Source organism: Nonomuraea sp. NPDC048892, from assembly GCF_040649735.1.
GTDB lineage: Bacteria > Actinomycetota > Actinomycetes > Streptosporangiales > Streptosporangiaceae > Nonomuraea > Nonomuraea maheshkhaliensis.
Map to the genome: position 1 here is coordinate 14500 of NZ_JBEZFZ010000032.1, position 18601 is coordinate 33100.

The following is an 18601-nucleotide window of genomic DNA, read 5'->3' on the forward strand; positions in this document are numbered from 1 at the left end:
TGGGTCCTCTCCCTCGTACATAGGGGGCTACCAGGGTTCTACCAGGGGCAATCCTGATGTGCGAACACCGGCCCGGCGGGCAGTCTTGAGGCATGAGCGAATACAACGTCAAGAAGCTGCGTCGGACGCACAAGGGCCGGATCATCGCGGGTGTCTGCGCGGGCATCGGGGAGTACGTCGGGATCGACGCCAACCTGGTCCGGATCGCGCTGGCGATCGCGACCCTGTTCGGCGGCATCGGCGTCGGCGTCTACGCGATCGGCTGGCTCCTCATGCCGGACGAGGAGCACGACACCTCGATCGTCCAGGACCTGATCAACAAGCAGCAGGCCAACCGGGCGGCCACGGACTGGAGCGGCGAGCAGAAGCCCCAGCAGTGATCAGGCGGTGGCCTGGGCACCCACCCGGGCGGTCTTGTTACGAGACTCGGTCCAGATCATGGCGAGCACGGCCGCGCTGATCACCCCGGCGATCCCCGCCAGCGCGACCACCGGCTCGGGGCCGAGTCTCTCCGCCGCGAAACCGCCCACCAGGATGCCGATCCCCTGTACGGCCATCAGCCCCGACTGCACGAGGCCGAACGCCTGCGCGCGACGTTCGGGCGGTACGGACTGAACGAAGGCCGCATTGGCCGCGAGCTGGTACGCCCCACCGATCCCGGACAGAACCCACGCCACCAGCACCACGGCCAGCGGCGGCCGGATCGCGGTGACGATCAGGGGCGCGCAGCTCAGCATGGCCATCCACCCCATGAGCCGCAGCCGTCTCGGCGGCGAGACGAACCTGCTGAACAGGAACGCGCCCACCACCGTCCCGGCCGGCATGGCCGCCATCAGCAGCCCGGTGATCATGGGAACGGGCAGGCCGCCGGTGTGCAGGGCGGCGGCGTAGGGGGCGGCGAGGCCCTCGGGCAGGATGTAGAAGCCGCAGAGCCAGGCGAACAGCACCAGCGTGCGCAGCTTGCGCGACCCGAAGACCAGCCGGGCTCCGCCCTTGGTCATCGTCCACATGGACGGCTTGGCGCCGTCGGGCTGGGCGGCGGGGCGGCGGCGTACGCCCGAGACCAGGATCAGCGCCGATCCGAGGAACGTGGCCGCGTCGAGGGCCAGCGCCCGGTACGGGCCCATCGTGGCGATGAGCGCTCCGCCGGCCGCGAAACCGAGCATCTGCACGGCCTGGTTGGTCATGTTCTGCAGGGCCGAGCCCATGACGTACGCGTCGCCTTCGAGCACCTCCGGCAGCAGCGCCGCCCGCGCGGCCGAGAAGGGTGCGCTGAGCAGCACCACCAGGAAGACCAGCGCGCACAGCGCCCAGAACGGCACGCCGGGCACCGCCATCACGCCCACCAGCGCGGCCCTGAGCAGGTCGCAGGTCACCATGACACCCCGGCGCGCGAACCGGTCGGCCAGGCCGGCCAGCAGCGGCCCGCCGACGATACTGGGCAGGTAGGTCAGCGCGTAGACGGCGGCCGTGGCCAGGGGTGAGCCCGTGCGATCGTAGACGAGCACGGCCAGCGCCACCTGCGCGAGCTGGTCGCCGAGGAGCGAGAGACCCTGGCCGTACCAGAGCGCCCGGAACTCCCTGACGGCGATGACCTCTCGATATGTGACTTGTCGTTCTTGTCCGGCACGGCGATGCCGTCCCGGCGGCCGTCTCGCCCGCATGGCCCCCATTGGACTCCGCTGTACCTGACTCAGGGTGCTCGCTATGTCACCTAAGGTGCCCGAACGGAGGGTCGGCCGCAACCCAAAGCAGCCAACCAAAAGCAAAGGGTTACCAGCCCAATTCGTGAAGCCGCGCGTCGTCGATGCCGAAGTGATGCCCGACCTCATGCACGACCGTGATGCGGACCTCGTCGATCACGTCCGCTTCGGTGGCACAAATTTGACATATCGGATTGCGGTAGATCTCGATCCGGTCGGGCAGAACAGCTGAGTACCAGTCGCCGCGTTCGGTGAGGGGGACACCGGTGTACAGGCCGAGCAGGTGGGGCTCCGGCGGGTCATCGACGACCGTGACCACGACATTGCTCATGGCGCGCGTGAGCTCCGGAGGAATCGTGTCCAATGCCTCGGCCACGAGTTCCTCGAACTTCTCCCGCGAAACCTCGATCACACTTGCCATTCTGCCCCGCCGGTCAGGTAAGCAAGAATCTGTATGAAGTTCGCGCACAGGGCAAAGACAGTTATTCGATCACGAGGGGCAGCGCGTGGGGCGAGGATCGCCGCCGTGCTCCTCGTGGCCGCCGTGGGTGCCTGGCTCGGCATCTTCCTCAGCGGCACCGTACGCACGCAGGTTGGTCCGGTGGAGACCGGAATGTCGCTCCGGCCGGCCTGGGGCGGCGAGACGGTCGTCGACGCCAGCCCGCTCGGCACCCTCACCTTCCGCACCCACGCCGCTCCGCTGCGGCTGCGCATCACGCTGGAGAACATCGACCAGGAACGTGCCAAATCCCTCCTGGAGGATCCGCGCCTGGCCGACCGCCTGCCCGGTGTGATCGAGGACGACCTCCTCGACGGCGTGCGCGCCCTCGTCATCCGCTCGCTGCTCTGTGCCGGGGCCGGAGCGCTGCTCGCCGTGCTGATGGTGTTCCGGCGTCCGAAAGTGGCTCTGATGGGCCTTCTGGCGGCTTCCGTGGCCCTGGCCGCCACCGGAGCCCTCGCCGCTCTCACGTTCCGCCCGAACTCGCTCGTCGAGCCGCGCTACTCGGGCCTGATCGCCGCCGCCCCCTCGCTCGTGGGCAGCGCGGAGTCGATCGTCAGCAAGTTCGAGTCGTACCGGTCGCAGCTCACCAAACTCGTCATGAACGTCTCCAAGCTCTACGACACCGTCTCGAACCTGCCCCTGTACGACGCCAACCCCAAGACCATCCGCGTCCTGCACGTCTCCGACATTCACATCAACCCCATCGCCTGGAACGTCATCCGCTCGCTCAAGGACCAGTTCGCCGTAGACCTGATCGTCGACACGGGCGACATCTCCGACCATGGCACGAAGGCGGAGAACAAGTTCGTGGACGAGATCGGCACCCTGAAGGTCCCGTACGTGTTCGTCCGCGGCAACCACGACTCGATGACGACCCAGAAGGCCGTCGAGAAGCAGAAGAACGCCATCGTTCTCGACGACCGGTCCAGGAAGGTCGCCGGCCTGACCATCTACGGCCTCGGGGACCCCCGCTTCACCCCCGACAAATCGGTCACCGTCGACTCCGACCCGAAGGCACTGGCCCACTTCGGCCGCTCCCACGTGCCCAAGGTCAACAAGGCGGACGTGATCGCCGTGCACGACGGGGAGATCGGCAAGGGCTTCTCGGGCGCGGCCCCCATGATCCTCGCCGGACACGCCCACGAACGCAGGACGAACCTGTTCCCGACCGGCACCCGCATGCTCGTCCAGGGCTCGACCGGCGGAGCCGGCCTGCGCGCGCTCGAACACGCTCAGCCGACCCCCGTACAGGCGTCCGTCCTGTACTTCGACAAGGAGACCAGACGGCTGCAGGCCTGGGACGACATCACGCTCGGCGGACTCGGGGAGCAGTCGGTCTACATTCAACGTCACGTGGAGCCCGACCCACAACGTATGATTTCCCCAGAGCCAACGACCGCCCCGTCGCCAACGGGAACGATCACTGGCACCCGGTCACCGGCCGCCGGTCCGCCACTTTGGCATCAGGGGCGATCGTCCCCTATGCTTCAGAGGTCTCCGACGGAAGGCGACAGGGAATCCTGAGCCCCCATCGTCTAGCGGCCTAGGACACCGCCCTTTCAAGGCGGCGGCACGGGTTCGAATCCCGTTGGGGGCACTGCGAGCGCCTGGCGCACCCGCAAAACGGATGGTCTAAGGCCACCGAAGAGCTGGTAAGCTAAGCGAGCGCAAACAGCAAGACAGCAACACCAAGCAAGGTCCTGTAGAGCAGTTTGGAGTGCTCGCCACCCTGTCAAGGTGGAGGTCGCGGGTTCAAGTCCCGTCAGGACCGCTCTGGGTCAGGTAGCTCAGTTGGTACGAGCGTCCGCCTGAAAAGCGGAAGGTCGGCAGTTCGACCCTGCCCCTGACCACCTTTTTTGAACAGCACGAATGCCCCGAACGGATCACCGTTCGGGGCTTTTGATCTCTGGTGACAGCAACGTCACCAGTCTTCTTCAGCCAGCTCCCAGCAGGTCGCCGGACCCGGGCGTCTCGGCGAGCAGGTGGTACAACTGCTTGCCCGCGATGAGCCTTTGACGTGGGTTGACGGCGACGGCCAGGTGCTCCCTCGGGAGCGCCCCGACTGCCTAGCTCGGGTAGCGGAAGAAGCGCCGGGTGATCCGCGCCCGTCGCAGGCACCTTCGGCGGTGGCGGCGTTCGTCGCCGATCAGCCGTCTTGCGGCCCCTGAAACGAGGCGAACCCCGCCGCCTGCTCATCGGACAAGAACTCGACCGGCACCGTGAACCTTTATGGGGTCTACGACAAGACCCTCGAAGTTCCCGGAAGCGATCATGGACGGTCAAACCGATGCTCACCACGACAAACGCTTAGCGCACGATCCGGTTCCCATGTTCCTCAGACACCGAACCGTGCACGCCGTGCTCTCGCTCGACGGCTTCCTGTCCTCACTAGAGATTCAAGGCCCTGGATGACGCGTTGCGCCCGTACCCCTCCGGCTGAACCGTCCCCGGGCCCTCCCACCACCCCGAGGCGGTGGTCGCGGGTCGAGGGCCTGATCGCTGGTAACGGCGGTCAGGCCCTCGATCGTTCGGCCGTCATGTGACCGTCCCTGGGGGCGCCGACGGATTCAGGGTTTCGTGGGCGCGGCGTCAGCAGGGTCGGGTGACGGCGGTGGATGGACGTACTTCTGCTCGCGGGATCAGCAGGAGAGGGTGTAAGTCGCGGACCCGCCGCTCATCACGAGGGGTGAGTTCGCGTAGCCGGCCTTCGTGAATCGCGCGGCTCCCAGAGACTGGTAGGTGGCGCTTCCTCCCGGGCACGCGACGGATCTGGAGTTCCCCACTTGCGAGACGTTACTCCCCGTCGTGATCTCCCAGGGTAGTCCGGTGCCGTTGACGACGAAAGTCATGGCGAGGTCGATCGTGTCGACGAGGGCGTCGCACTGCGCGGAGGCGGTGGCGACCACCTGGGCGCCGACCACGGTCGGGTTGGAGATGCCCCCACTGCAGGTGATGATGGCCGCCGGAGCCTGCCCGCTCGTCGGCACCGCGGCGGCCGTCCGGACGAGAGTCACGGTGTACGAGCGCTTGTAGCCCTTCCAGGGGGTGTTCTGGTTCTCGGTGGCGAACGGCGTGGACGGGGTACGGTCCGCGTCGGCCGGGCTGGTGGTGAAAGCGGCGATCAGGGCGCAGTTCATGGCCACCAGGGCGGCCAAGCGCATGGCGCGCGTTCGGAAATGCATTGTGATCCCTTCGCGTGAGTGGGTTCTTTTTGCCGGACTGTTTCTGAATGGGATCCAGTCAGGAGCGCGCGGTCGATTGAGCATGCCGGGATGTGCGCGAGTAAGCGACTTCAAGAGTCGCTGCTCTATTTACTCCTGACCTCGTGTGCAGTCACAAGAAACGGTTTATGACGAAGTCTGCAAGGGTGTCTTCAAATCCGGCTGCTGGGGTCAAGGATAACTCAGAAATGCCCTGGGAAGAATGCGCTGTACCTGGCTGGTTTCGGCCAGATCGAACGGTTGCGAAAGAAGGCGCAGCTCATCAGGGTTGGCCACTAGTTTGGCGCGGCGCCGAGATTGGTGCAGGTCAGGGCCGGATTCATTGATCTCAGACCATAACCTGTGATGTGGAAATTCCGTATCATCGGAGTAAGCTGTTCTCCGTAACTGAAGGTCACGTTATGTGATGGCGACATGGTCCGGTCATGCTCGTGATGAAGCAGGACGAGCGCTGCCTGGAGGATTTTCCGATGCGGCAGGGATCGAGGGTGACCCGGCGCAGAGCTTTGAAGGTGACTGTGAGCAGAGCACGCTGTCGCAAATGAGTCAACCTTCGAACCCGTGTTAGATGACTTGCGAAAAAGCCCATCGACTCTGGCTGGCGTCATGGAAGCGACTACGCGCTTCCGTGCCCAAAAGATATTCAGTAGTGAGCAATGCGAAGAGCAGATCCTCACGCAGATCCAGGGCTGTGAAGAGACGCTTTGTGACCTGTGGAGGGCCGGCGCCGCGACGTCGCCGAAGTCCTTGGCACAGGTGCTTCTGTCGGAAGTGGTGGTCGATGCCGTGCGCAAGGAGCTTCGACGCCAGACGAACTACACCGCCGACTTTGCCGAGGTTCACGGCGCTTTGCGTGACGAGGTGCTACGTGCGGAGATTTTGTCCTGACCGCAGGTGCCTCGAATGAGCGTCCCGAATGGCTTGGCCTGTTCGGGCCGCTCCATCGTCTGTCGGATGTTCAGGCGACAGCAGCGCTGACAGCAACGTCCCCGCACGTAGACCCCACCTCGGCCACCGTCCACCACCCTCTGACCATGATCTCCGCTGCCCGGCCAGGATGATTGGTCCGCCTGAAAAGCGGAAGGTCGGCAGTTCGACCCTGCCCCTGACCACCTTTTTCGAACAGCCAAGATGCCCCGAAGCGTGGAATCGCTCCGGGGCGTTTTCGTGTCTGTGACAGCAACGTCGCGATGGAGCATGGGTTGGACCACGGTATGAGTCCCGCGCATCTCGCGGTCGAGATGGAGGACGCCGAGAAGCTTCAGGCGCTTCTGGATGGAGGCGTGGATGTCCATGAGGAGCACCACGGGCTAACGCTTCTCCACCACGCGATCGAGGTGGAAGTGGACGGTCACGTGCAGACAGGCGATTGGCTCCACGTCGACATGACGGCGCTCCTTCTCGTGAATGGAGCAGATCCACGACGGCGATCGCACGGCGGCACAGGAGTCTCGGCGGAGCACTTCGCCTTCGTCAACCGGCACTGGTTGGGGGCCGGCTGATAGAGGCATGGCTGCGGGATCATCCCGAGTAGCTGAGGAGAGCAACCGGCATCTCGAAGTGATCGTCGATCAGGCTCCGACTCCGGCTGACGCAAAGCAGCCGTGAACGCGAGTTCCTCGGTCAGTACGCGTTCCCGGCCATGAACGCAGCCCCGGGCGCAATCACCGATGCTGATCTGGACGAGTTCACCCGCGCTTACGCACGGCCGACCGGTTGGCGCGGCGTTATCGGTCGATGCTGCAGGAAAGCCCCCGGATCAGAGCCTCACGGAGTCTCCTGGGCTGCGAATGGCCGTGCTGACGGTCGGGGGCGACGGCTCCTTCATGGCACAGACCTTGTCCTAGGTAGCGTCGACCGAGATCACCTCGGTGCAGTTCGACGGCGTGGGCCATGACGTCGCGATGGAGGCCCCGGAGGCACTGGCAAATGCGATCCTCCACTTTATCGACACCGCCTGACGGGATGCTCTCATCTGCGGGGGAGGGCATTGTCCGGGGCGCGGCAACCTTGAGAGCCGCGTTGGGCTGGGCGGTCGTACTGAGCGGCAACTGAGAAGTGCCGTCCAGCGCGCACTTCTCAGTTGTACTCAGTGGGACCGCTGACGAGCAGACGGTCGACGAACGAGGTCGTTCAAAGGCCGCCGGAACCGAGGGCACTGAAGGCAGTGGAAGACCAAGGGGACCTGAAGCGAGCCTCACTCGGAGGCGTTTCATGTCCGTCTGGAGCTCAAGCGTGGCGGGTGCCACCCAAAGTGAGACTGAATCAGATAATCTGATTTTGTGAAGGTGATGACTGCCACTGAAGCGTCTCGCAGCTTCGCGACGGTTCTCGACGAAGCCGAGCGCGGGGAGACGATCGTGGTGACTCGCGGAGGTAAGCAGATCGCCGTGATCGGCCCTGCGCCCACCGCGCCAGGGCGAATGGTCAAGGCGTTCCTGGCCAGAAGCGTGGGGAGACTGGACGCGGACTTCGAGGCTGATGTCTTGGCGGCCAGGGAGGCGATCGACGACGAGATGAGGGGCACGTGGCCCGACGCCTGATCCTGGACACGGGTGTGCTCATCGCCGCCGAGCGAGGCCGGGCACCCGTGGACTCCGTGATCGAGGACGCCGATGATGTGGCCATTGCGGCGATCACGGTGGCCGAACTGCTCGTCGGTGTGGAGATGGCCGATGCGATGCGGCGACCTGATCGGCAGGCCTTCGTGGATGAGGTGCTGGCGTTGATTCCGGTCGAGGAGTACACAACGGACGTTGCCAGAGTCCATGCTCGTCTTATGGCGCATGTCCGACGAGAAGGTAAGTCTCGGGGAGCGTACGATCTGCTGATCGCCGCGACGGCTGCGGCCACTGCGAGAACAGTGATCACCATGGACGCCTCGGCCGCTTTTGATGATCTTCCGGGTGTCCGCGCGCAGGTGGTTCCGCGCTGAGTGGTGACGGCCACCAGACTTGACCGGCAAGAACGCCTCGGTTCGGTTTCGGCCGGGGAGTTTCTCGTAGGCTTGACGACAGTGGGCGCAGCGCAGCGCGTTCGGCCTCGTTTGACGGGTGCTGTGGGTTACTGGCCGGAGGGGTGTTTGGAGAGCCAGTCGGTGTGGGCGGCTTTCAGTGTGTCGCGTTCTTGGGTGTTGGTCAGGATGACATCGGCGCCGCCGTCGTAAGGGTGGTAGAGGCGGCGTAGGTCGGTGTCCATGATGAGGCCGTCCCCGCACTTGTCGTCGGCGACCGCTCGTAGCAGCGGGTCGAGGAGGCCTGGCTTCCACTGGTGACGTCCGACGTGAATGTGCAGGGTGCAGCCGGGGTCGGAGTCGTCGTCTTCACGGACTCGGGTCCACGGACGGGAGCCGGGATTCAGGGCGTGGGCGTCGAAGGGGGCGAGGTCGGTGAAACCTTCGTCCATGACGTACGTGATCGTGGTGACGTACACCTCTTGGCCGGCGAACAATTCGGTCAGGACGGTGTTGTAGCGGTGGAGCGCCGTCCGATATTCGGCTTCCGAATGCGCGTAGCGTTTGGAGTTCGGCAGGCTGTGGAAGCGCACCCAGCGGTCCGGGTCACCGAACAGCATGTGGCCGATGGGCGGGCAGTCCGGCCACCTGGAATGCCATAGAGCCGAGAGTTCGGGCAGGGCCGAGCCTGGTAATTCGTGGTAGGGCATGGGTCTCATAGTAGGTCGTGGTGCTTTTGCGGTGATCTTTCCGCCGGCCCGGGCAAGCCCAGCAGAGCAGAGACTCCGCATCAAGCCCGGTCGTGGCCGATGGCGTCCAAACCACGACGAAGCGCCGGCCGGTTAATGCGATAAAGCGGATCAAAAGCAAATCTAAAGCGACGCCCGCTACCGTGGTTCACGCACGAAAGGACAACAGTTCACAACGGCATCACGGGGGAGAATTCAGCTCATGAGTCTACCAAGATCAACCACTATTGCACTGGCGGCTGTCGCGATGGCCGGGCCACTCCTGTCGACGGCCTCGCCGGCGGCAGCCCAGTCGGCGAGTGCATGGAACTGCACCAGTCTCAGCGGTTCCAGCGATTCGACTCAGGACAACGGCGGCAGAGATGTCTGGGCCGAGTGCCATAAGGGCAACGAGTGGGTGAGGGCGTATTTCCGGGCGTACAAAGAGACGCTGGAGCTCGAAGACCACCACGGCAGCGACCCCAACGGTGTGGTGGCCTACCTGACCGTGTCAGGCGTGGGAACGGCGAGGTTCGAAAGCGCGGGTCTCCGGGACCAGAGTTACGACGAAGGCAAGGCGGTCTCGGTAAAAGTGTGCACCTCCAGCTCATCGACGCGGGTCTGCCACACAGAGAGCGGGGGAAGGACCTGACCGGAGCGACAAGTGGCCGGCCATAGACGGGGTTCTCGGCTGGTGAAATGCTAGGGGAATGGCGCGCGTCGAGCGTTCATCGCGTATTCGAAATGCGCGCTATTCCTCCTGTCGGCTTTGCAGGAAAGCGCAGCAGTATGCTTTTCGGAAGTCATGGGAGCGCGTCGAAATCACGCCGGGGTTGGTTCGGCCAACTGGGCAGCTCGTACGTCGGCTAACCCCAGACGTGATCCATGAAACGCCGTCGTCGCGGTAGCCACTGCTTGGGCCGGCCGGACATGCAGGCGTCGGCGAAGGCGCAACGCTCATCCATGTACAGCTTCTGCTCGGCGGGATCCCCGTCGCGCATGGGGGATCGGGCCCAAGGGCCGTCTGGAACAAGGAAGCGAGCGGCGTGGTCGGTGCCGCGCTGGGCATCGAGGTGGAGAAGCGCGCCCATCGCATCGGTCTGGTGGTGATCGTGGTACGGCCGCGCGAAGTAGCGGCCCAAGTAGGCGGACAGGATCGCCGCGTCTTCGTCCGCGCCGAATCGGGCCAGGGCGAAGCAGTAGCCGTCCGCCGCGTAGGAGCCCTGGCTTTCCATGAGCATCCCGCCGAGCTGGTCGCGGAAACGGGTGCGCCGATCCATGCCGATCAACCATGCCGCGGTCAATCCTGATCGCCACTCATAGTCCAGCAGCAGCTTGAGATCGTGATCGGTGATCCGACGCGCGTCCCTCGCCAGAGACCTGCCGAAGCGCACCAGCTGCCGATCCGGCAGCAGCACCATGAACCCGCTGCCATGCAACAGCAGGTACCGGCGTACCGGTCCTCTGCCCTTGGCGACGTAGCGGCGTCCCAGGAGCATTTGCCTGAGGTCGGGTGAGAGCGGCAGGCGCATGAGTTCATCATGGCGGCGTCGTACGGGCCTGCCCATACTCCCCAGCCGGCCTGAACCGCTTGGTGTTCGAAGGTGAGGTCAGAGGCCGGAGGGGTGTTTGGAGAGCCAGTCGGTGTGGGCGGCTTTCAGTGTGTCGCGTTCTTGGGTGTTGGTCAGGATGACATCGGCGCCGCCGTCGTAAGGGTGGTAGAGGCGGCGTAGGTCGGGTCCATGTGATGCGATCTTGTTTTTGGGGTGGACCGGCCGCATGCTCGGTCCTGCGGGTGGAGGTGAGAGGTATGAGGGAACGGCGTTACTCCGCCGCGGGCCTCACCGTGATGAGCTGGGACGAGGCCGTTCGCAAGCGGCCGGGCATATATTTCGGGGGTTTCGGCAGGAGTTGGCTGGTATGCGGCCTCTGGCTGCTCCGCGGGAGGTGGCCTCGGGTGTGGTCGGTGGTTCGGTGAGGGATGGGACGTTGGTTACGTATGAGCTTGATCCTTCGTATTTTGGGCCGGGGGCGGTGGTGGCAGCCTCGCTTGAGGGGTTCGACGTGCATGGTGAGTGGTGTGCGGGGCAACCTGGGGGCGGTTCGGTTGTGGTGACGGATTTGCGATGGAGTGGGGCGGGGTGATGTCGGGTGGGTCGGTGGTGTGTGTCCGTTCTGATGGCGGTGCTCATCGGGCTCTGGTGCTCGGGGTGCGGGGTGGGATGGCGGGCCGGTCTCCGAGCGCACCCGGGACTGTGTCGCGTGGTGCCGGGCGTACGAGTTGAGCAAGAGGGTTGGGGAGCGTGACGGGCCGGTGCCGGGGGTGGGATGCGGGTGCACTGACCGGTCGTGGACGGGGTGGGGCGAGCGGGGCTCATGTGAGGTGAGAGAAAGGGTCTACGCCGGTGAGGGTGGAGCTGGCGGACCATAGGCGTGCCGCCAGGTCGGCGTCCGCCAGGTGGCCGCGGACGGGTTCGAGGGTGGGCAGGCCGCGGATGCCGAACGTACGCGGGCCCCAGAGCTGGCCGCCCCGTACCGAAGGGTCGAGGACGGCTCGGACGGCGGGCCAGGCGGCGGACTGCTTGCTCTGGAGGAGGAGGCCGGCGGGCAGGGCGCGCAGTCGTTCCGCGGTGGTGCGGTGGTGGACCCCCGGGCGCGCGGGTGTGAGGGAGTCGAGCGCGCCTCCCGGGTGGGTCACTACGCTCAGCGTCGTGCCGCCGGCGGCACGCAGGCGGCGGTCGAGTTCGAAACCGAAGAGCATCTGCGCGAGCTTGGAGCGCGCGTACGTGCGCTTGGGACGGTAGCCGCGCCTGCTCTGGAGATCGTCCAGATCGAGGCTCTCGGACTTCGCCGTGAAGCTGCCGGTGGTGACGACGCGGCTGTCGGGCGTGGCCGCGAGCAGGGGGGCCAGCCAGGAGATCAGTGCGAAGTGGCCGAGGTGGTTGGTGGCGAACATCAGCTCGTGGCCGTCCCTCGTCTCGCGCCGGGGCGGCCGGTCGAGCAGCACGCCCGCGTTGCAGACGACCGCGTCGAGCCGGTCCAGGCGCAGGGCCCGCGCCGAGGTACTGAGGGAGGAGAGGTCGGCGAGGTCGAGGCGGATGTGCTGGACGCGTGCGCCGGGGACCTGGGCGCGGATCGAGGCCCGCGCGGCCTCGGCCTTGGCGGGGTCGCGGCTGCCCAGGACGACGGTGGCGCCGGTGCCGGCGAGTTGTTCCGCGACGAAGTAGCCGATGCCTGCGTTGCCGCCGGTGATGAGGAAGGTCTTGCCGGCGGCCGTGGGCAGGCGTCGTACGTCCCAGGGGTGGTGGGAAGGCATGTGTGGTTCCTGCTCGGAAGATGGGTGAAGTGACTCTGAAACTATAACCACTTTAGAATTGGAGTCGTTTCAGGTTCTGCTAGTATGGGGCGCATGGCGACGGGGCGGCGTGAGCGCAAGAAGGCACAGACCCGGCGGGCGTTGTCCGACGCCGCGCTGCGGCTGTTCAGCGAACGCGGCTATGACGGCGTCACCGTGGCGCAGATCGCCGAGGAGGCGGATGTCTCGATCGCCACCCTGTTCGCGCACGTCCCGGACGGCAAAGAGGCGTTGATCTTCGACGACGGCGCCGAACGGCACGTCTGGCTGGCCGCCGCCGTCCGCGAGCGGCCCAGCGGGCAGTCCGTGCTGGAGGCGCTGCGCCGCTGTCTGGCCGGCAGCGGGCCCTTCGCAGGCGATCTTCCGCCTGACCAGCGCCGTAAGCGCGACCTGATCGTCAGTACGCCCGCCCTGCGGGAATACTCGCGCAAGCTCTGGATCGCCGGCGCGGCGGCGCTGGCCGAGACCATCGCCGCCGAGAGCGCTCGCGATCCCTCCGACATGGCGGTTCGCGCGCTCGCCCGTTACGTGCTGGAGATCCCCGAGCTCGCCGGCGCGGAGCCGGATCCGCTCGCCGCCATGAACGCCATCTTCGACCTGCTCGAATCCGGCTGGTCCAAGGCGTAGTGCTGGTGCGGGTCCTCAGCGTTGGCGGTCGAGGAGGCCCAGGTCGTACGCCGCCGCGACGGCCGCCGCCCGGTCGTTGACCGCGAGCTTCCCGTACACGTGCAGGAGGTGTGTCTTCACGGTCGCCTCCGTGATGAACAGTTTGCCCGCCACCTCCCGGTTGGTCGCCCCTCGCGCGATGAGCCGCAGCACCTCCAGCTCACGTGGGCTCAGCGTGCGCGGCTCCGGCTCGCGTGCCTCGCGTGCTTTGCGGGTCAGGACGCCGGCCACCGTGGGGGACAGGACGGTCTCGCCTCGGGCCGCCGCGTGCACCGCGCGGCGCAGCTCGTCCCGGGGCGTGTCCTTGAGCAGGTAGCCGGTCGCGCCCTCCGCGATGGCGGGCAGGACGTCGGCGTCGTCGTCGAAGGTGGTCAGGACGAGTACGTGGACGCCGGGCTGCTGCTCGCGCAGGCGGCGGATGGCTTCGGCGCCGCTCATCCCCGGCATGCGGAGGTCGAGGAGCACCACGTCGGGGGTGGTGCGGAGGGCTACCGTGAGCGCTTCTGTGCCGTCGGCCGCCTCACCGACGACCTCGAAGTCATCGGTGTCGAGGATGCCGCGCAGTCCGTCGCGGACGATGGGGTGGTCGTCGACGATGATCAGCCGGATGGGCATGGGGTCACGTCCTCCGTCCGATGCGTGGTGGCTGGCATGGGTCACGGCCTCGGGTCGGCGGGGATGGCGGGTACGGTGGCGGAGATGCCCGTGCCCTGGCCGGGGGCGGTTTCGAGGTCGAACGTGCCCGCCAGCCGGGTGACGCGCTGGCGCATGCCGACCAGGCCGAAGCCGTCCGACGGGCCGGGGGTGAAGCCGGCCCCGTCGTCGCGTACGTCCAGGGCCACCACGTCCTCCATGTACGACAACGTCAGCCCGACCCGCCCCGCCGAGGCGTGCTTGGCCACGTTGGCCAGCGCCTCCTGCGCCACCCGCAGCAGCGTGCTCTCCACCTCCGCGTGCAGGGGTCGCGGCTCGCCGGTGACGGACACGGAGGCGGGCACCCCGGACACCCGTGACCATCGCTCGACGATGCCGGACAGCGCCGCCCCGAGCTGGGCCTCCTCCAGCGGGGCCGGGCGCAGCGCCTGCACCGAGCGGCGGGCCTCGGTCAGGCTCTCCTTGGCCAGCGCGCGTACCGTCTCCAGCCGCTCCCGCGCCTGCGGCACGTCGCCGAGCGCCTCCAGCTGGGTGAGGATGGCGGTCAGGCTCTGGGCGATGGTGTCGTGGATCTCCCTGGCCATCCGCTGCCGCTCGCCGAGCACTCCCGCCTCGCGGGCCTGGGTCAGCAGCCGGGCCTGGAGGTGCGCGTTCTCCTCGGCGAGGGCCGCGAGTCTGGCTCCGTTCTCCTGCAGCCGGCGGTTCTGGTCGCTGATCGTGTGGAAGATCAGTCCGGTCATGGACGCGATCAGCATCCCGACGACGGCGGAGGTCACCAGCTCGGCCGGCGTACGGCCCGCCATGGGACGGGCGGCGACCAGCACGCCCACGGTCACCGCCACCCCGCCGTACGCCCACAAGCCGGGCAGCAGGGCGAAACACTGCAGGAACGTCCCCACGCCGGTCACCGTGAACACCGTGTCGATCCTGACCAGCGCCGCGACGGCGGCCAGCAGCACGGCGAAGTAGCCGGCCAGCGCCCAGGGGCGGGCGATCCACTCGGGGTGCGCGGTCACGAGCAGCCAGTGCCACGCCGCCGCGAACAGCGCCAGCGCCAGCACCTCGGGCCGCCACTCGCGCAGGAGGGAGAACAGGGCGGGCAGCAGGATGAGCGCGTACGGCAGCGCGGCCTGGACCCGGTCCCACCGCCTCACCACCGCAGCCTCATGATCTCCAGCGTAGCCGGGGGATCCGGGACGGCCACAGGGGTTGATGTGCGTCATCTGTCGAGCGTCGTCGGCGGACGGCGATCCGGGCATCCACCGATCGGCTGACGTGCTCGGCGGGAACTCAGCCGATCCGGCGCACGGGCTGCCCGGTCAGGCGGGCGATGGTGTCGTACGCGTCAGGACGGTGAGCCGCCCGCGCCTTTCCCGACGAGGGACAGGTCGATCTCGCCCTCCGCCACCATGGCACGCATCCGGGCCATGGCCTCCGCTCGGCCGCGCCGGTCGACGATTTCGCGCAGGGTCGTGTTGATCCTGTCCTTCCGGGTCGAGGTGCCGAGCAGACGCGCGGCCTCGGCGAGGGCCTCGTCGTCGAGGTCGATCAGGGTTTGCGCCATGGTGGCCCCTCACTCGTCCGTCTCTGCGAAGTCGAGGCAGTGTGTCCGTGGGGGACACCGCTACTAGGCGGTATCCGCAGGTGAGGCCCCGAAGGTGGCCGTCAGTGGAGGGTGCAGGTGTCGCCGTTCAGGGTGAAGACCCGGGGCAGGACGTTCGGGCCGGTGTACTCGCCCACATAGCCGATCGTGGTCGTCCCGCCCGTGGCCAGAGTCCCGTTCCCGGCCTCGTTGACGACCTTGACCTGTGACCCCGTCTGCGTCCACACCCCGCTCCAGCCGCTGCCCAGCCGCTGCCACGATCTCGGCCAGTCGAACGTCAGGGTCCAGCCGCTGACGGGGGCGCCGTGGTTGGTGAGGTCGATGGCGGCGACGTAGCCGCTGGCCCAGTCCGTCTGGACGGTCAGGCGGACGGAGCAGGTGCTGGTGGCGGGGGTGCCGGTGGTGAAGGTGAGCGGGGGCGAGGGCTCCGACTGGGCGCCGCCGGCGTCCCTGGCGATCACGTTGACGGTGTAGCGGGTGCCGGGTCTGAGGTTGCGGACCGTGAGGGTGGTTCCTGTGGTCTCGCCGAGCTGCTCGGTGACGGCACCGTTCTGGCGGTGGAGCTCGTACTTGACGCCCGGCTTGAAGGCGGGCCAGGTGATCGTGGCGGTCGTGTCCGTGACGGCGGTGGCGGACGGTTTGCCCGGCGTGCCGGGCAGGCCGGTCTGGGGTGTGGCCGGGCGCAGGACGACGGTGGTGAGGGAGAGCGGCGGTAGGGTCTGGCTCGTCGCGGTGCCGGTGGTGGCGGTGGTGATCGAGGTGGCGCCGTTCGTGTGGGTCAGGACGGTGGGGGCGCCGGCGGCGGGCGTGAAGCCGGCGTAGTCGATCGCCACGGGGTACGAGGTGGCGGACGAGGTGTTGATCAACAGGACCGCCAGGTCGCCGGAAGGGCGGCGGACGGCGTGGGCGGTGACCTCCGGCCGGTCGGTCGCGGCGCGGACGAAGCGGTCACCCGGACGGGCGAACCGGCTCATCATCCCGAGCGCGTGGTACGGCGCGAAGGGGGTGTTGAGCGGAGGCTCGCAGACGCTGCCGTCCGAGGTGCAGGCCGCGCTCGACAGCAGGCCGAAGTCGCCGTAGTCGGTGTGGCCCTCGACCTCGGTGACGGCGCCGATGCCGTTGTGCACGTTCCACCAGTCGACGGTGAAGACGCCGGCGGCCAGCAGTGAGGCGTAGGAATCGGCGGCGGCCAGGGCACCGGGCTGGGTGTTGCTGCCGTTGCTGCTGCTCCCGGTGTTGAACTCGGTCATCGCGATGCCGATCCGGTCCGAGCCGGGGCCGGCGTGCCTGGCGATCTGCTCGCGGGTGAGCTGGATCAGGTCGGGGACGTGGCCGGCCCGGTCGAGGGCGCCGGGGTACCAGTGCAGGACGACGAAGTCGATCTTCGAGCCGGCGGTGGAGAGGACGACCTCGTTCCAGCTTCCGCTGTCGCCCTCGGCGACGATGGCGTCGGGCCAGTTCGCGGGGGTGGTCAGCACCGCGCCGATCTTGATGGTGGGGTCGACGGCCTTCATCGCGTCGGCGTAGGCCACGACGTGGCGGGCGTACTCGGCCGGGCTCTTGTCGGCGTGCTCGTCGGCCTCCCAGGCGGTGCCGTAGTGGCCGTTGCCGTAGTTCTCGTTGCCGATCTCCCAGTACGTGACGCCGTACTTCTTGACGATGTTGGCCTCGCGCACCCAGGCGGCGGCCTCCGTGGCGGTGCCGGTGCCGTAGTTGGCGGTCACCATCGCCTGCGCCCCGGTCCGCCGTACGCCGCTCATGAACGTGTCGAAGTCGGTGCCGGGAGCCACGTAACCGCCGGGAGCGGTGTGGTCGGCCCAGTGGTAGATGTCGGAGTAGGAGCCGCCGGGGTAGCGCAGCAGCTTCATGCCCGCGTTCTTGAGCAGGTCGGCGGTGTCGTCGGTGCCCAGGTTCGCGTCCCAGATCGCGTGGTTCGCGCCGAGGCTCGTCTCGGGGACGGTGGCGAGCGCGGCCCGGGCGTTCACGGTCACCTCGACGGGCGCGCCGCCGGAGGCGTGCGCGGTGGGGGTGCTCAGGGTGGCCAGCGTCAGGACGACGGCGGAAACGGCTCGTACGAACGTTCTACGCATCGGCGCACCTCACCATGAACGCATGAAGGACGGGGGGAACGGGGGATTTCGTGCGAAGCACCATGATCCTGAGGGGAGCACCGCGAAACCGTCAATCAAGCCTGAAACTTTCAGGTAAAGCCCAGGTGTCATGATGGACGGCATGCTGGAGGTTGCCGGACTGGGTGAGCTGGAGGAGCGGGCGTACCGGCTGCTCGTACGGGCGGGCGAGGCGGACGCCCCGGGCCTGGCCGAGGAACTGGGCCTGACCAAGGAAGCGGCGGACGCGGCGCTGACGGGCATGCGGAGCGCGGGCCTGGCCCGCGAGGTGGCGCCCGGCAGGTACGCGCCGGTGGCGCCGGACGTGGCGCTCGGCCCCAGGCTCGTACGCCGCCAGGAGACGATCGACTGGGCCAGGCAGGCCGTGGAGCAGCTCGCCGAGGAATACCGGGCCAGCGCCCGCAGGAGAGACGCGGACGGCCTGGTCGAGGTGCTGCCGAGCAGGGAGGCGCTGCGCGAGCAGGTCAGGCACCTCCAGGACAGCGCCAAGGAGGAGGTGCTGTACTTCTGCCGGGCCGGGCACGTGGTGATGCCGTCCGAGGACAACACCGAGGAGCTGGAGGCGCTCGGCCGGGGCGTGAGCTATCGCGTCATCTACGAGCGGGCCCTGCTGGAGCAGCCGGGGATGGTGGCCAACGTCGCCTACGGGATCCAGTTAGGCGAGCAGGCCCGCGCCGTACGCGTGCTGCCGGTGCGGATGATGATCGCCGACCGGGCCACCGCGCTGCTGCCCCTGGTCCAGCACGCGGGCGGGGTGACCGAGCCCACGGCCGCCCTGGTGCGCGGCAGCAGCCTGCTGGAGGCGCTGATCGCGCTGTTCGAGGCCCAGTGGGAGCGGGCCACGCCGATCAGGTTCCTGGAGGACGGCCGGGTCACGGAGGCTCCGCCCTGCCCGCTGGACTCCGACGAGCTCTATCTGCTGTCGCTGCTGGTGGCGGGCGTGCCGGAGAAGACGATCGCGAGCCAGCTCGGGCTCAGCCTCCGTACGGTGCAGCGCCGCGTCTACCACCTGATGCGGCTCGCGGGCGCGCAGACCAGGATGCAACTTGCCTGGCATGCGGCCCGCGAGCGCTGGTTGTGACTTATC

General features: G+C 67.5%; 20 protein-coding genes and 3 tRNA genes. 12 read left to right on the plus strand and 11 right to left on the minus strand.

Annotated features, from left to right (window positions below):
• The first annotated feature begins 92 nt into the window (after positions 1–92).
• Positions 93–380, plus strand: a complete 288-nt coding sequence (locus AB0C28_RS48925; RefSeq protein WP_357861956.1) for a PspC domain-containing protein — start codon at positions 93–95, stop codon at positions 378–380.
• Here the strand turns inward: AB0C28_RS48925 and AB0C28_RS48930 are convergent, their stop codons facing one another.
• The gene (locus AB0C28_RS48930; protein ID WP_358083276.1) at positions 381–1664 is read right to left on the minus strand and encodes an MFS transporter; all 1284 of its coding nucleotides are present in this window, start codon (positions 1662–1664) and stop codon (positions 381–383) included.
• A gap of 109 nt (positions 1665–1773) precedes the next feature.
• Complete coding sequence (locus AB0C28_RS48935; RefSeq protein WP_346105549.1) at positions 1774–2115, minus strand: metallopeptidase family protein; 342 nt, start codon at positions 2113–2115, stop codon at positions 1774–1776.
• Between the two features lie 114 nt (positions 2116–2229).
• Here AB0C28_RS48935 and AB0C28_RS48940 point away from each other — a divergent pair, with 114 nt between their 5' ends.
• From AB0C28_RS48940 to AB0C28_RS48955, 4 genes are all read left to right on the plus strand, one after another.
• Positions 2230–3729, plus strand: a complete 1500-nt coding sequence (locus AB0C28_RS48940; protein WP_358083279.1) for a metallophosphoesterase — start codon at positions 2230–2232, stop codon at positions 3727–3729.
• Positions 3730–3802: transfer RNA gene (locus AB0C28_RS48945), tRNA-Glu, on the plus strand.
• Positions 3803–3901: 99 nt separating this feature from the next.
• Positions 3902–3976: transfer RNA gene (locus tag AB0C28_RS48950), tRNA-Asp, on the plus strand.
• Between the two features lie 5 nt (positions 3977–3981).
• A tRNA-Phe gene (locus AB0C28_RS48955) sits at positions 3982–4055 on the plus strand.
• 789 nt (positions 4056–4844) lie between these two features.
• Here the strand turns inward: AB0C28_RS48955 and AB0C28_RS48960 are convergent.
• Positions 4845–5387, minus strand: a complete 543-nt coding sequence (locus AB0C28_RS48960; protein ID WP_219532519.1) for a hypothetical protein — start codon at positions 5385–5387, stop codon at positions 4845–4847.
• Positions 5388–6032: 645 nt separating this feature from the next.
• On the opposite strand from AB0C28_RS48960, the gene AB0C28_RS48965 reads away from it, so the two are divergent.
• From AB0C28_RS48965 to AB0C28_RS48980, 4 genes are all read left to right on the plus strand, one after another.
• Positions 6033–6314 (plus strand): hypothetical protein, encoded by a 282-nt coding sequence (locus AB0C28_RS48965; protein WP_357861950.1) that lies wholly within the window; start codon positions 6033–6035, stop codon positions 6312–6314.
• A 302-nt stretch (positions 6315–6616) separates the two neighbouring features.
• On the plus strand, positions 6617–6928 hold the full coding sequence (locus AB0C28_RS48970) for an ankyrin repeat domain-containing protein (protein ID WP_358083282.1): 312 nt from the start codon (positions 6617–6619) through the stop codon (positions 6926–6928).
• Positions 6929–7717: 789 nt separating this feature from the next.
• Positions 7718–7969, plus strand: coding sequence for a type II toxin-antitoxin system prevent-host-death family antitoxin (locus AB0C28_RS48975; RefSeq protein ID WP_357862018.1), 252 nt, complete (start codon positions 7718–7720; stop codon positions 7967–7969).
• A complete protein-coding gene (locus AB0C28_RS48980; RefSeq protein ID WP_358083285.1) occupies positions 7954–8361 on the plus strand; it encodes a PIN domain-containing protein in 408 nt (135 codons plus the stop codon). The genes AB0C28_RS48975 and AB0C28_RS48980 overlap by 16 nt, the downstream gene beginning before the upstream one ends.
• A 128-nt stretch (positions 8362–8489) precedes the next feature.
• On the opposite strand, the gene AB0C28_RS48985 is transcribed toward AB0C28_RS48980, so the two are convergent.
• A complete protein-coding gene (locus AB0C28_RS48985) occupies positions 8490–8999 on the minus strand; it encodes a hypothetical protein (RefSeq protein ID WP_358083288.1) in 510 nt (169 codons plus the stop codon).
• 331 nt (positions 9000–9330) lie between these two features.
• Between AB0C28_RS48985 and AB0C28_RS48990 the strand changes: the two genes are divergently transcribed.
• Positions 9331–9759 carry a hypothetical protein gene (locus tag AB0C28_RS48990; RefSeq protein WP_358083291.1) on the plus strand — a complete coding sequence of 143 codons (429 nt, stop codon included), beginning with the start codon at positions 9331–9333 and terminating at the stop codon, positions 9757–9759.
• Between the two features lie 214 nt (positions 9760–9973).
• On the opposite strand, the gene AB0C28_RS48995 is transcribed toward AB0C28_RS48990, so the two are convergent.
• The 3 genes from AB0C28_RS48995 to AB0C28_RS49005 all read right to left on the minus strand — a co-directional run bounded on the left by AB0C28_RS48995 (position 9974) and on the right by AB0C28_RS49005 (position 12423).
• Positions 9974–10639: a DUF6000 family protein gene (locus AB0C28_RS48995; protein ID WP_358083293.1), complete on the minus strand. Its 666-nt coding sequence runs from the start codon at positions 10637–10639 to the stop codon at positions 9974–9976.
• Between the two features lie 78 nt (positions 10640–10717).
• A complete protein-coding gene (locus tag AB0C28_RS49000) occupies positions 10718–10888 on the minus strand; it encodes a hypothetical protein (protein WP_358083295.1) in 171 nt (56 codons plus the stop codon).
• A 593-nt stretch (positions 10889–11481) separates the two neighbouring features.
• Entirely contained in the window at positions 11482–12423 is a 942-nt protein-coding gene (locus AB0C28_RS49005; protein ID WP_358083297.1) for an SDR family NAD(P)-dependent oxidoreductase, read from the minus strand.
• Between the two features lie 93 nt (positions 12424–12516).
• Here AB0C28_RS49005 and AB0C28_RS49010 point away from each other — a divergent pair, with 93 nt between their 5' ends.
• Positions 12517–13089 (plus strand): helix-turn-helix domain-containing protein, encoded by a 573-nt coding sequence (locus tag AB0C28_RS49010; RefSeq protein ID WP_358083300.1) that lies wholly within the window; start codon positions 12517–12519, stop codon positions 13087–13089.
• A 15-nt stretch (positions 13090–13104) separates the two neighbouring features.
• Here the strand turns inward: AB0C28_RS49010 and AB0C28_RS49015 are convergent, their stop codons facing one another.
• The 4 genes from AB0C28_RS49015 to AB0C28_RS49030 all read right to left on the minus strand — a co-directional run bounded on the left by AB0C28_RS49015 (position 13105) and on the right by AB0C28_RS49030 (position 17475).
• A complete protein-coding gene (locus AB0C28_RS49015; protein WP_357861938.1) occupies positions 13105–13743 on the minus strand; it encodes a response regulator transcription factor in 639 nt (212 codons plus the stop codon).
• Positions 13744–13784: 41 nt separating this feature from the next.
• Positions 13785–14936 (minus strand): sensor histidine kinase, encoded by a 1152-nt coding sequence (locus AB0C28_RS49020; protein ID WP_357861936.1) that lies wholly within the window; start codon positions 14934–14936, stop codon positions 13785–13787.
• A 191-nt stretch (positions 14937–15127) separates the two neighbouring features.
• Positions 15128–15346: a type II toxin-antitoxin system VapB family antitoxin gene (locus tag AB0C28_RS49025; protein ID WP_358083303.1), complete on the minus strand. Its 219-nt coding sequence runs from the start codon at positions 15344–15346 to the stop codon at positions 15128–15130.
• 101 nt (positions 15347–15447) lie between these two features.
• Positions 15448–17475: a cellulose binding domain-containing protein gene (locus AB0C28_RS49030; RefSeq protein ID WP_358083306.1), complete on the minus strand. Its 2028-nt coding sequence runs from the start codon at positions 17473–17475 to the stop codon at positions 15448–15450.
• 142 nt (positions 17476–17617) lie between these two features.
• On the opposite strand from AB0C28_RS49030, the gene AB0C28_RS49035 reads away from it, so the two are divergent.
• Positions 17618–18595 (plus strand): helix-turn-helix domain-containing protein, encoded by a 978-nt coding sequence (locus AB0C28_RS49035; protein ID WP_357861931.1) that lies wholly within the window; start codon positions 17618–17620, stop codon positions 18593–18595.
• The last annotated feature ends 6 nt before the right edge of the window (positions 18596–18601 follow it).